The sequence below is a fragment of the Verrucomicrobia bacterium S94 genome, from assembly GCA_004299845.1.
Classification (GTDB): domain Bacteria; phylum Verrucomicrobiota; class Kiritimatiellia; order Kiritimatiellales; family Pontiellaceae; genus Pontiella.
In genome coordinates this window covers 3,728,103-3,740,650 of the sequence record CP036201.1, presented here as the reverse complement: position 1 = coordinate 3,740,650, position 12,548 = coordinate 3,728,103, and the positions used below count along the sequence as shown (strand labels likewise).

Annotated in this window: 10 protein-coding genes; 7 read left to right on the top strand and 3 right to left on the bottom strand. The window is 52.7% G+C overall.

Features of this window, described 5'->3' with window-relative positions; translation table 11 throughout:
• Positions 1 to 36 precede the first annotated feature (36 nt).
• Positions 37 to 480, top strand: coding sequence for a hypothetical protein (locus EGM51_16445; protein ID QBG48913.1), 444 nt, complete (start codon positions 37 to 39; stop codon positions 478 to 480).
• Here EGM51_16445 and EGM51_16440 read toward each other — a convergent pair.
• Genes EGM51_16440 through EGM51_16430 form a run of 3 tightly spaced genes read right to left on the bottom strand, consistent with a single transcriptional unit; the run spans position 442 to position 4,642 of the window.
• Positions 442 to 1,209, bottom strand: coding sequence for a TatD family deoxyribonuclease (locus EGM51_16440; protein QBG48912.1), 768 nt, complete (start codon positions 1,207 to 1,209; stop codon positions 442 to 444). The two genes, EGM51_16445 and EGM51_16440, sit on opposite strands and share 39 nt — an antisense overlap.
• A gap of 54 nt (positions 1,210 to 1,263) precedes the next feature.
• Positions 1,264 to 2,817 (bottom strand): ATP-binding protein, encoded by a 1,554-nt coding sequence (locus tag EGM51_16435; protein ID QBG48911.1) that lies wholly within the window; start codon positions 2,815 to 2,817, stop codon positions 1,264 to 1,266.
• Between the two features lie 13 nt (positions 2,818 to 2,830).
• Positions 2,831 to 4,642 carry a phospholipase D family protein gene (locus tag EGM51_16430; GenBank protein QBG48910.1) on the bottom strand — a complete coding sequence of 604 codons (1,812 nt, stop codon included), beginning with the start codon at positions 4,640 to 4,642 and terminating at the stop codon, positions 2,831 to 2,833.
• Between the two features lie 163 nt (positions 4,643 to 4,805).
• On the opposite strand from EGM51_16430, the gene EGM51_16425 reads away from it, so the two are divergent.
• The 6 genes from EGM51_16425 (at position 4,806) to EGM51_16400 (ending at position 12,489) form a co-directional block, all read left to right on the top strand.
• Entirely contained in the window at positions 4,806 to 7,634 is a 2,829-nt protein-coding gene (locus EGM51_16425; GenBank protein QBG48909.1) for a hypothetical protein, read from the top strand.
• Positions 7,635 to 7,828: 194 nt separating this feature from the next.
• On the top strand, positions 7,829 to 9,235 hold the full coding sequence (locus EGM51_16420) for a phosphopyruvate hydratase (GenBank protein ID QBG48908.1): 1,407 nt from the start codon (positions 7,829 to 7,831) through the stop codon (positions 9,233 to 9,235).
• 184 nt (positions 9,236 to 9,419) lie between these two features.
• Positions 9,420 to 9,728 (top strand): hypothetical protein, encoded by a 309-nt coding sequence (locus EGM51_16415; GenBank protein ID QBG48907.1) that lies wholly within the window; start codon positions 9,420 to 9,422, stop codon positions 9,726 to 9,728.
• A 94-nt stretch (positions 9,729 to 9,822) separates the two neighbouring features.
• Positions 9,823 to 10,293, top strand: a complete 471-nt coding sequence (locus EGM51_16410) for a hypothetical protein (GenBank protein ID QBG48906.1) — start codon at positions 9,823 to 9,825, stop codon at positions 10,291 to 10,293.
• A gap of 1 nt (position 10,294) precedes the next feature.
• Positions 10,295 to 11,479 (top strand): hypothetical protein, encoded by a 1,185-nt coding sequence (locus EGM51_16405; protein ID QBG48905.1) that lies wholly within the window; start codon positions 10,295 to 10,297, stop codon positions 11,477 to 11,479.
• On the top strand, positions 11,476 to 12,489 hold the full coding sequence (locus EGM51_16400; protein ID QBG48904.1) for a UPF0365 family protein: 1,014 nt from the start codon (positions 11,476 to 11,478) through the stop codon (positions 12,487 to 12,489). The genes EGM51_16405 and EGM51_16400 overlap by 4 nt, the downstream gene beginning before the upstream one ends.
• Positions 12,490 to 12,548 lie beyond the last annotated feature (59 nt).

Here is a 12,548-nt window from a genome sequence, read left to right as displayed (position 1 = left end):
CTTTCGTATTTACCGGTGTATCCCGCGGTTCCTCAAATGAATAACCAGATCCAGATTAATCAGAAGCTGATGGAGCGCGAAGATCTCCTGGTCGATATATTCGACCTGGAACGGCAGATCAACGTCATCCTTGGCGGCGAGCCTTATCCGCTTACACCGCCGGACAGTCTGCCCTCGCGCCAAAAGCGGAAAAAACCGAAGCGCAAAGCCGCCCCGAAAAAAGCTGTTGCGGTCCGACTGCGCAAACTGGATCCCGAAACCGAACAGGCCTATCGCATCGAATATCTCGAGGACGGCGAAACCAAAACCGAAATCCACTTCGATGCCCGTCCAGCAGCCCTGCTCATCAATACCGAATTCCCGCACATCCGCGTGCTGAAAGTGGAAACCATTGCTCCGAACGATGCCGGAGAACTGCAGTCCGTCGACGTGATCTACGAATCAGATCCCGAAGAAACGCCCGGCATTCCGGAACGTTAGTTCGGCCAGCTTCTCCTCCGGAATACCGCGAAATTCGGCGGCCTTTTCCAATACCAGTCTCACATTCGCCGGTTCATTCAAAGGCCCCTTTGCCGTGGACGGCAGAATATCCGGGGAATCGGTTTCAATAAGAATGCGATCATCGGGTACCGCACGTATGGCCGGTCCGGCCTTGCGGGCATTCGGGCGGGTGATGGAACCGGAAAACGAAATATAGCCCCCGCGTTTCACCAGTTCTACAGCCACCTCGGCCGATCCCCCGAAACAGTGAATCAGCATTCCGCGTGGCAGTTCTCCGAAATCATCCAGCAGTTCGATCAGTCGCCCCCATGCACGACGGCAGTGAATCGAAACCGGGCGCTCCAGTTTCCGCGCCAGGTCCAACTGCTGAAAAAACACCTTTTCCTGCGCTACGTCGTCGCGGTCTTCAACGGCATGATCGATCCCGACTTCACCGACGGCGGCATCCGGATATTGAATCAGCAGGTTTTCCAGCGTCTTTAGCCATTGCTCCGAACGCTCTTGAATGAACCACGGATGCAGTCCGAATGAAGAATGAGTGCCGCTATAGCGTGTACAGATTTCAATCACACGCGGCCAATCAGCTTCGCAACAGCCCTTTACCGCCATCTTAACCACACCGACATCAGCCGCCCGCTGCATGACTGCCCCCAGGTCGGAAAAAAGCCGATTGTCCTGTATGTGGTTATGCGCATCAAATAGTTTCATCTTCTTAAAAGTATATCATCCAGAACCCACGATCGTGGAGCTCAGAATAGATAGCTATCGTTTTCGGCGTTTAATATAATTGAGGGCCTGGCTGACGGGCAGTTCGTCGGAGGAAGGACCGTTGCGGATATAGAAGTGTTCTTTGTTTCCGTCTTTTACAAACACGGGTTCTTCTGCCCGGACGCAGTTGACGACGCCAACGGTTTTTCCCTCGATTGGAACAAGGAGAAAGCGAATGTATTTGGAAAGGTCGGCACCGATATGTTTACTGATGAGATTTTTGAAGTGGAGGCGGCATTTGTCTTCGCTTTCAAAAACATCGCGTTCGAGACCGGTGATTTCACCATCATCAGTCACCCCGAGCAGCAGAACGCCGCCGTCGGTATTGAGAAAACCGGCTACACCTTTGATCCAGGCGAGCTCAATTTCCTTTCCCGGTTTTTCAGTGTGCAGATTCATGCGCATGGTGGATTTGAATTCGACGGCGCGGTTTTCCCCCTGCCCGATGAGCCGGCGGATACAGGCTTCGGGATCTTCAGGATCAAAAAGAATCGCTCCTGAAAAGGGATGGCGGTTGCGATAGACCAGCCAAACGGCAAGACCGGAGGCAACCAGCAGGGATAGCACACCCATTCCAATTACGCGGTACATCCGGCGGCCGGCATGCTGAATGATGTCATTTTCAGGAACCATTACACCAATCCAGGTGCTCCGGTTTTCGATGTCCAGCGGCCGGAAACCGCACCACCAGACCCGGCCCTCATGAAATACAGAAACGACTTTATCTGCCAGCGCCTTTTCGCCGGTCCAGTTTGCATGCACTTTCCGAACCAGCGCGTCCTCCACATCAGTCATGGAGGTAAAACCGGATTCTGATTCCCTGGATCCCGGTATAAAAAGCATGTTGTCGTGCCGGAAGATAATCACGCGAGAATGTTCGCTTGGAGCCAGTTTAAAAAATTCCTGAAAAGGCTGTCCGAGCAGAATATCAAATGCCACCACGATCTGCCGGTTGTCTTTCCTGCGCACAAACGATGTGGACGCGGAAATCCCCGCTTTCTGCATTCCGAAGAAGGTGTAGGGCTGCGTCCAGCAGACATCATCGGAGGCGAGCGCAGGTGTAAACCAGGGGCGGTTGCGCGGATCGAAGGTCGACGCAGAGACTGTTGTCTCCTGCAGTTCGTAGTCCGAGCTCCACAGCTTTTCCTCTGTATTTTCTCCGGCCTGATCCAGCCTGACGAGTCTTGATCGGAAACGGTCGCCATCGCGCTGCAGATAAAAACTGTTGCCATCGATATTCGCCACGGAAATTCCACTGAGCAGCGGCTCCCGGCTGAATACGGGAAAAAGAAGTCTCGCCAGTTCATCATCCTTTTCCAGATGCAGTTCGCCGGATGCCCCCCAGTCGCGCATGAGCCCCAGCGTGGCTTCCACCGAAAGTGTCATCGACTGAAATCTTGCGACCGCCTGATCCGCTGCATTTTCAATGAACTGCTCGGAAATATCGCGGCTGGCCTGCGATGCAAAGTAGGCCACAGGCGTAATAATGGCGACGGATAAAATGACGAGTACCAGCAGCAGGTCCCGGGTGAATCGCATGTTCGACATTAAGCTCTCCGTGTTACATGAAAGGCCGGCCCCAGCCCAGGAACCCTTTGGCAAGTCGGGTCTGAATCACTTTAACCGAACTGTCGACCTCCGGAAAATAACCGACATCGGTATAATTTTCCTGAAATGCCGGATCACGCGGACTCAGTACTTCGCACCCGTTTTTCAGTTCATAGTTTGTGGTGTAGCGGTAGGGCCACACATCAAAGACCGGGAGTGCGGTTGAGATGGTTCCAATAAAACCACTAAAGTACGAGATGACCGGAATGTGCTTTCCTTTACTCACAGTCCAGGCATTAGACGGCTCGCATGCTTTTAGAATTTGCCGTTCAATAACGGCTGAAACGTCTTCATCAAAAATGAACACCCCGCACTCGGTGTTCAGGCTGGCCGATCGCGGATCAAAATTGTGCGATCCGATCAGTGTGATTTTTCCATCAAGCACAAAAGATTTGGAGTGGATGCAGAGTATCGGTCCTGCACGCTCGATATCGGGAATTTCGCTGCGGTCGGTGATTCCGGCTTTCTGAACCGCCCGATCAAGAATCCGGTCGTAGTCATAGACATATTCACGTTGCGAAGCGGGAAAAGGCTTGGCCTCGTAAATATCAATTCCCGCTTTCTTATAGAGTTCCTTCCGGTGTTTGAAGGAAACCCCGTAAACCGGAAGATGATCAGCTGAAGCCAGACTGTTGCTGGAGGCAATGATGCGGAATTTCGGATTTTTTTTACGGATCTCTTTGAATGCACGGCGCTGTTCGCGGCTGTAGATGAGATAGGGCGTCTGATACACCATCCGATCTTCACTCTGAAGAAGAACCTCCTCAAAATAATCATCAAAACTCATACGCTCTTTTTTCCCGCGGAACTTTCGGGGAGTGTCATATACAAAACGGACGCGATCGGCTTCATAGATGTTCAGCGAGTTCCGATGGCTGCAGATGGAATAACTGTCAGCCAGGCGGTCAATCTCTTCAAATGCCCAGGCATCGGCCGGATCAGACAGCCGCACGGACTCCTCCTGCAACTGTTTAAATTCCTCCTGCACGTCCGGGAACTGGGTCAGGAAAACGGCGTCTTTATCCTGCCAGAACAGCTCAAAAGAATCCTGCATATCCCTCACCGCGGGCCCGGCCACGATCACATCGCGATCACGGAACAGAAAATCCGTATCCCGATCATAGTATCTGCCCTGATAATTCCGGCCGCCCGAGATCCCGACCCGTCCGTCAATCAGCAGCAGCTTATTGTGCATGCGCCGGTTCATGCGCCGCGTCTTGAAAGCCAGATTTTTCCAGAACCCGATTCGGCCGACATACGATGTTTCCGCCATAGGTTTATACAGGGCAATTTCCAGATTATGGTGTGCCCGTGCCATCCGGGCCAGCTGCTCCGAATCCGCAGGGGTAACCATGGCATCGATCAGCATCCGCACCAGAACCCCGCGTTCGGCCGCCCGCACCAGCTCATCGAAAACAAAGCGGCTGGCGGCATCGTCTTTCCAGATAAACGTCTGCAGATCGATCGACTGCTTCGCGGCACGAATCAGGTGAATCCGGGCCAGCAGCGCGTCGTCGCCCAGTTCCAGAATACTGATGTACTCCGCCGGATTTCCATGTTCCCTGTTTTTCCAGGCTTTGGAAGCGAGATCGAGAAATTCGGATTCGACCGGTTCGATCTCGTGTACGTCGTGCCGCTTCAGACGCTGATACGTAAACGCATTTTCCAGATCACGTTCGGGAATCGTTGAACAGCCGGCCAGCAGCCCCAGTACCAGCAATATCGCCGGGCTCAACCACCTGCTTCTGTTTCGTTTCCTCAACATAGGCCGCAGATTCTATAGCGATTCCGATGTAAATCAACCTATCCCCGGCACAGATAACGATCTGCAAAACTGTTAACGTTGACATTTTGCAGCCGGTCACCCCAATATACGGGACTTTTTACACATGAATTTCCGCCGGATCAATTGCAGCAGGAAAAGAGGAATGAATATGAAAAAAGAACATCTGTTCTCCACACTCAGCATAACCGCCCTGATGACTGCCGCAGCCGTGTATGCAACGGATGTACTTAATCTCGATTTTATCGCCTCCGAAGGCTTTTCCGAGGGCGGCACGCTGGATGGCACCGCCGCACTGGACACCCAGAGCGGATGGTATGCTGTGGAGGTCAACGGAACGGGGATAGCCGTATGCAGCAACCAATGGAACCGTGCAACCGGCTGGGCCTCTTTTTCACTCGGTATCGGCGAATCCGCTGTGATCGAAACCACCCTGCGCATATCAGATGCCGACGGCATTTTCAGCGACGGCGATCTGCTTCGCGCAGGCTTTGCGCACAACAGTGTCAACCCCGGCGGAAAAACTCCATCCATCGGTTCCTATCTCCACACGGCGGCAAACGGAACCTACTGGTTCGGAAGCGAAGCTGCGACCAACCGGATTACAGTGAACTCATCGGATACCGGCGACTGGATTACGTTCACCCAGTACATCACCCGCTCCGCCGTATCGAATACTTTTACCGGTCTGGCCTTTGCAACCAATTTAACCAAAGGGGTGAATCTCGGGTCGTTTGAAGCCTCGTGGTCACAAACAACCGACGACGGATCGTGGAATGATGTCATGCGGCCGGGCATACAGTATCTCAGTGCATCACAAGACAGCGCAGTGGAAATTGACCGCTGGACGGTATACACCACCGCAGAACCGCCGCCGAATCCCGATTTCATCATCCCTTCACAGTCCGGTTCCGAAACCAACTCCGTCATTGTTTCCATTGACATCACCCGCAAACGCGCCATCGGTGGTTTTTCCGGATTCAACCGCGACACCTGGTTCGGCATCTATCAGGACACCGGATCTGCCGACTGGATCAGCATTGACGGAAAAGACCCGAACGAATGGGTCTATGAAGACGGAAACATGCTGCCCTCCCGCGGCACCTGGGATTTTGAAAAATACTGGAACGGAAACGATTATACCTATTTTTCCGAAGACCCTCTCCGTCCCGGATTTCTTGATACCAATGAAGTGTACTCAACCTACAGCCCCGGCCGGCTGATTTATGCCAAAGAGCTCGCTCCGCACCACAGAACCGTCATGTCGGGAGCCGGACACGGACGGTTTGCCGAATTTATCTGCTGGCCGACCAATCTGACCCATGGTGTGCTCACGGTCTCCAATCATCAGTCCCATGCGGAAGCCACATCGGCCTATTTCAAAAAAATTCATGATGTCAATGCACTCATGCCTTATTGGTATGAAGTGATGAACGAAAGCACCATTCAGAATAACTTCGGCTGGCACTGGGATTCCGATTCCTGGGACAAACTTGCCGAATTCCACAATGCCGTAGCCGACCGGATGGCGGTCGACTGGCCCGATGTCAAAGTGGCGGGTCCGACGGATGCCTATGCATTCCGCGACGGTCCCGACAGCAGTTTCACCACCTGGATGAATACCAATAAAAAGTTCATCGAGCTGAGCGGTAAAAAAATCGGCGCCTATGCTTTTCACGCCTATGAGCATGATTTCACGAAAGCCGATCAGGGCAGTTATTCCACGGTTTATGACGCGCAATACAGCCACTATAATGTCTGGTCCAAAGGCCGCCTCGAATCATTTATCGACCTCTGGGAAAACGAACATGAAATCCGCTGGGGCGACCGTCGGCCTTTTGTGATGTCGGAATACGGTATTCTCGGCTGGGATGAGACCAATTATTTCACTTATCTGAAATCCTGCAATGCGATGCTCGTAAAGATGATGGACCGGCCGGACATTATGGACAAAATGAGCGTCTTTATTCTGATGCTGACACACTGGGATGTTGCCAACCGCAATGCCATGTTTGTCTGGAATTATGACACCGAAACCTGGGAAAAATCACCGGCCTATAATTATCTCTATTTCTGGGGCGACCTGAACGGTGACTATCTATTCAACCGCTCCGGCAGTTACCACCTCCTGAGCCGCGCCTTCCTGGATGAAGATCAGCTCTACGTCGTGCTGCATAACAACTACAACAATCCGTTTTCAGTCAACCTGCAGAACACCCTTCCGGCTGGAACCACCATCACGAATGCTGTGATCAAAAAGCTGTATGGAAACGGAAGCAACCTCGTGTACGAAGCCTATACACCGCTGACCTCCACAACCAATATTCTGCTGGAAACCGAAGCCACAGCGATCGTCCGTTTCACGCTTTCCGGAACCCCTGAACTGCCGCTGGAATTTGAAGACAGTTATTATGGAAATAAAGTGCTGGAAGACATCGATGCGAATACCGATGAAACCTTTACCATCCATATTCCCGCGGGCGTCAATGAGAACATCAGCGGCGGAACACTTTATTATACGCTGCATAAAGCCGACGGTTTCAGCTACAATCCGGAAATCACGTTCAACAGCATCAGCCTGACCAACGCCCCGGATATCACTCACGCGGCCGGCGTCGTACGCTGCTGGAAACAGTTTGCTGTTCCGGTTCCGGCCGACACACTGACCGAAGGCGACAACACCGTTCAACTGCGCTTCCCGGCAGCTGGCGGGAAAATTACAAATGTCCGGCTAGCCCTCGTGGGCGACGGCCGGAACTTCATCAGCGGCATCCCGCTTTTGGACGGCGGCATGCAGGTGGAATGTCCGACACAACCCGGCCGGAATTACCGGGTTATGCGCAGTGCCGATCTCCTGCAGGCCGGAAGCTGGACAGAGATCGCCCGCTTTCCCGGATCCGGCGAAACGGAAATTATCGAAGATCCGGATGCCCTGCCACAGCAGTTCTACAAGGTCGAAATCAGTACACCGTAGAGCTTTCATTGTGCCTATACACCCGAAGCAGTTATGCCTTACCCCGGCCGCTCCGCCCTGTATAGATTTCAGTAAACAGTTTCCCTTGTCGTTTTCTAGTCCTTATTGATTTGCCCCCTTTTTAGAGCACCGTTATATTCGCCGCTCGTTTTGGGGAAATTACTCCGTTTTAACCAACTAGAAGGAGACAAGTTATGTCAGAAATTATCGATGTACTCGCTCGCGAGATTCTCGACTCCCGCGGTAACCCGACTCTCGAAGTGGATATCGTGCTCGATTCCGGTGCAACCGGTCGTGCTGCGGTTCCGTCCGGTGCTTCCACCGGTGTTAATGAAGCCCTCGAACTGCGTGACGGCGAAAAAGAGCGTTACCTCGGAAAAGGCTGTGAAAAAGCTGTGGCCAACGTTAACGAAATTATTGCTCCGGCGATCATCGGTATGGATGCCATCGACCAGGTCGGTATTGACAACCTGATGCTTGAACTCGACGGTACCGAAACCAAATCCAAGCTCGGCGCCAATGCCATGCTCGGCGTTTCTCTGGCCTGTGCACATGCTGCAGCGGACGAACTCGGCATTCCGCTGTTCCGCTACATCGGCGGCACAAACTCCAAAGCCCTCCCGGTTCCGATGATGAACATCATCAACGGCGGTTCCCACTCCGACGCTCCGATCGCTTTCCAGGAATTCATGATCCGTCCGGTTGGCGCTCCGACCTTTAAAGAAGGTCTGCGTTGCGGTGCTGAAGTATTTCACGCGCTGAAAGCCATCATTAAGAAAAAAGGTCTTTCCACAGCTGTGGGTGACGAAGGTGGATTTGCTCCGAACTTCTCCGGCGGCACTGAAGAAGCCCTCGACTCCATCATGAAAGCCATCAAAGACGCCGGCTACAAACCGGGTAAAGATGTGACGATCGCTCTCGACTGTGCTTCCTCCGAGTTCTACGAAAACGGTGTTTATGACTACACCAAATTCGAAGGTAAAGACGGGGCCAAACGTTCTTCCGAAGAACAGGCTGAATACCTTGAGGAACTCATTTCCAACTATCCGATCGACTCCATCGAAGACGGTATGGATGAACAGGACTGGGCCGGCTGGAAAGTCCTGACCGAAAAAATCGGCGACAAATGCCAGCTTGTCGGCGACGACCTGTTCGTAACCAACGTGAAGTTCCTGAAACGCGGCATCGACGAAGGATGCGGCAACTCCATCCTGATCAAAGTGAACCAGATCGGCACGCTGACGGAAACGCTCGACGCTATCGAAATGGCACACAAAGCAGGATTCACTGCCGTTGTTTCCCATCGTTCCGGCGAAACCTCCGACACTACCATCGCGGACATCGCTGTGGCCACCAACGCCGGCCAGATCAAAACCGGTTCGCTCAGTCGTTCCGACCGTATCTCCAAATACAACCAGCTGCTCCGCATCGAGGAAATGCTCGGTTCCGACAGCCGTTACGGTGACGAACTGAAACCGGTCGTTGAAAAGAAAGCTTCTAAAAAGAAAGCCTCCAAGAAAAAGGCCTCCAAAAAGAAAGCTTCCAAGAAAAAAGCCGGCAAGAAAAAAGCTTCCAAGAAGAAAGCATCGCAGAAGAAATAAGCTGAACGCTTGATTTTTCAGCGCATAAGGCGTCCCCCAGGGGCGCCTTTTTCTTTCTGAGAGGGAACACGGCTTTCTCTCCCGGGAAGCATTTTCACCAACGTTAAAACTTCCTTGTCGCCGTTCAGTTTCACGCTATATTTCAACTATACTATTTCGCATCACGACCTGATCGTTACTTTCTATGCAGCAGACGGAAAAATACTGGAACCTGATCAATCGCATCGTGCTGATCGCCATCATCATCATGGCCGGCGTCGGGGTGGTACTGGCATTCACACCCAAAGTGCGTCAACTGCAGGAATACCAGCAGACCTGCGATTCGCTGCAGCAGCGCATCGAAATCACAGTGGAAGCCGAACAGGAACTCATCGATAAACAGCGGCGTTTCAAAACAGATCCGGAATTTGTTGAAAAAGTGGCGCACGAAGTCGGTTATGCCCGCACTAACGAAACCATTTTCCACTTTCCCGAGGAATCCGGAGGGTACTGATTCACCCCCGGAATTCCGGCATTTATTCCCGCACGCCTCGAAATCGATACATTCAACACTTTAACTTTCCCTGTTCTTCCCTATTATTCGGCTCATGGAACCGATTACCCTTTATTTCACCCTTCTGCTGGTCGGCTTCGTGCTGATCGGCATGGAGATTTTTATTCCCGGCGGCATCCTCGGCATTTTCGGATCCGTGGCCTGGATCGTTGCGGCCGTGATCGGCTTGAGGAATTTTCCCGAACCCTGGAACCTGATCAGTGCCGTCGGGCTGTTGTTGTTCGGTATTCTGACCTTCGTGGTCTGGATTCGTTATTTCCCGAAAAGCCGGATCGGAAAAAGCCTTTCCCTCCAGGTGAATCAGGCCGATTACAAATCGCCGATGGAAGAAAAGATCGAGGTCGGCACTGAAGGTAAAGCTGTTTCCACATTGCGCCCGTCCGGTATTGCTGTCTTTAACGGAAAGCGGATGGATGTTATGGCCGACGGCGAATGGATTGAAGCCGGCCAGCGCATCCGGGTTTCCTCAACCTCCGGCGGTCATATCTCCGTCGTGAAAGTGTAATATGCGTTTAAAATTATTTTTCTCCACACTCGCAGTCTCCACCGCTGTGCATGTGCAGGCCACCGTTCCCTGGATTTCCACCAACGTCTATACGGTAAGCCTGGGCGATTCGGTCAAAAATGAGCAGTGGGTTTATGCCAACGAAGCGGATGTTTCCGGCACGTTTGAAAATGATCTTTTTATCGGCACGGCATTCCCGCTGCAGCTCTCCGGCATCTACCAGGGTAACGTGCTGGCGGCCAACGTCACGGAAATCGAACAGACCGGAAGCTGCGAACGAAACCTGCGCATGTATGCCCCGACCATCAAGGTGGACGGCGGTATTGCCGGAAACCTGCTGGCGGCAGGCAACACCATTGTTCTCGGTACCAATGCATATATCCATGGAAATGCCCTCGTCTACGGGGCCATGAGTGTGGTACAGGAGGGGCATATTGAAGGCGACCTCGAAGTTTCAGCCCAGACCGTTACCTTTGCCGGAACCATTCAAGGCAGTGTTTCCGTACGCGCACAGGACATTGTCTTCGCCAAAGGAGCCCGGATCGAAGGCGATTTTGAATACCGAGCCCCGAGAAAACTGTTTCTGGACGCCGATGTTATCGGCGGCACCGTTTCAACCCCGCCGGCCGCGGATCTGCTCTCTGCCGAGCGGCTCAACAAAATTCTGATCAGCTTTTTGGCGGCATTACTGGTCGGCATTCCGTTCCTCACACTGTTCCCGATGACCACCTCCATGTCGGCACAGCTGATCAAACAGGCCCCCGGGAAATGTCTTTTAATCGGCCTGATTGCATCCCTCGGCCTGCCTCTTTTCGGTATGATGAGTATCACCTCTCTCATCGGCATACCGCTGGGCATCCTGCTGCTGGGCTCATGGGCGGCCATGGTGTATCTCAGCCGTATCCTGCTGGCCCTTGTGATCGGAAGTCTGATTCTGCGGAAAATAAATAATTCCCTCGGCAAAATCATCGGCGTGGTTTCGATCGGTCTGGCCGTCATCTATGGAACAACGATATTTCCAATCATCGGAATTCCCGTCCAGATCATCGTCTTGCTACTGGGCATGGGATCGTTTATACTCGCACTTATCGAAAAGCGGAGGCTGATTCTTCAGGTTCCGGTCAATTTAAAGAAACTTCAGAAGTTGAGAGACGAAAACTACAATCCCAAGGAGGATGAAAAATGATCTATGTAATTCTCATTCCGCTTATTCTGTTCCTGCTGGTCTTTTTTGCCCTGGCCATTTCCGTGATCAACCTCTGGGTCCGCGCGCTGTTTGCCGAAGCCCCGGTCCGTATCCGCGACCTGATCGGTATGAAACTGCGGCGCGTACCGCCAAACCAAGTGGTACTTACCTATATCTCTGCGATGAAAGCCGGATTAACCATGACCACCGGCATGCTGGAGGCTCATTACCTGGCAGGCGGCTCCATGCAGAACGTTGTTCGTGCCATGATTGCAGCCGACAAAGCCAATATTGAACTGAAGTTTCAGCAGGCTGCCGCCATCGATCTGGCGGGCCGCAATATTGTGGATGCCGTACAAACTTCCGTAAACCCCAAAGTGATCGATTGCCCGGATCCCTCTAAAACCGCAACCGGCATGCTGGATGCCGTGGCCAAAGACGGCATCCGCCTCCTGGTTAAAGCCCGTGTAACCGTTCGCACCAACCTTGACAGTCTGGTGGGCGGAGCCACAGAAGATACCATTGTCGCTCGTGTTGGACAGGGCATTGTCTCGGCTATCGGCTCCATGGGCTCCTATAAGGATGTACTTGAAAATCCGGATTTAATCAGCCGCAAGGTGCTTGAATCCGGCTTAGATGCACAGACCGCTTTTGAAATTGTTTCAATCGATATTGCCGATGTTTCCGTGGCCGGCGTCGGCCAGATTGCCAACGTCGGTGCAAAACTGGAAACCGACCGCGCCGACGCCGACAAGATTATGCGGCAGGCCGAGGCTGAAGGCCGCAAAGCCATGGCCATTGCCGCCGAGCAGGAAATGCGCGCCCGCGTACAGGAAATGCAGGCCAAAGTAATCGAAGCCCAGGCCGAAGTTCCACTGGCCATGGCCGAAGCATTCCGCAAAGGAAATCTTGGAGTCATGGACTTTTACCGTATGCAAAATATCGTAGCCGACACCTCCATGCGCGAATCGATCGCCAGCGGTGATGAAGACAGCGAAAGTAAATCCTAAGAAATACTGAAACCGAATCCGGTCTTTAATAACCGGAAACGGTTTCAGGATTCCTATTG

What these genes read in the sequence shown, in the direction of transcription:
- EGM51_16445 (QBG48913.1), top strand. Translation starts at nt 37, where the DNA reads ATGAATAACCAGATCCAGATTAATCAGAAGCTGATGGAGCGCGAAGAT.
- EGM51_16440 (QBG48912.1), bottom strand. Translation starts at nt 1,209, where the DNA reads ATGAAACTATTTGATGCGCATAACCACATACAGGACAATCGGCTTTTT.
- EGM51_16435 (QBG48911.1), bottom strand. Translation starts at nt 2,817, where the DNA reads ATGTCGAACATGCGATTCACCCGGGACCTGCTGCTGGTACTCGTCATT.
- EGM51_16430 (QBG48910.1), bottom strand. Translation starts at nt 4,642, where the DNA reads ATGTTGAGGAAACGAAACAGAAGCAGGTGGTTGAGCCCGGCGATATTG.
- EGM51_16425 (QBG48909.1), top strand. Translation starts at nt 4,806, where the DNA reads ATGAATATGAAAAAAGAACATCTGTTCTCCACACTCAGCATAACCGCC.
- EGM51_16420 (QBG48908.1), top strand. Translation starts at nt 7,829, where the DNA reads ATGTCAGAAATTATCGATGTACTCGCTCGCGAGATTCTCGACTCCCGC.
- EGM51_16415 (QBG48907.1), top strand. Translation starts at nt 9,420, where the DNA reads ATGCAGCAGACGGAAAAATACTGGAACCTGATCAATCGCATCGTGCTG.
- EGM51_16410 (QBG48906.1), top strand. Translation starts at nt 9,823, where the DNA reads ATGGAACCGATTACCCTTTATTTCACCCTTCTGCTGGTCGGCTTCGTG.
- EGM51_16405 (QBG48905.1), top strand. Translation starts at nt 10,295, where the DNA reads ATGCGTTTAAAATTATTTTTCTCCACACTCGCAGTCTCCACCGCTGTG.
- EGM51_16400 (QBG48904.1), top strand. Translation starts at nt 11,476, where the DNA reads ATGATCTATGTAATTCTCATTCCGCTTATTCTGTTCCTGCTGGTCTTT.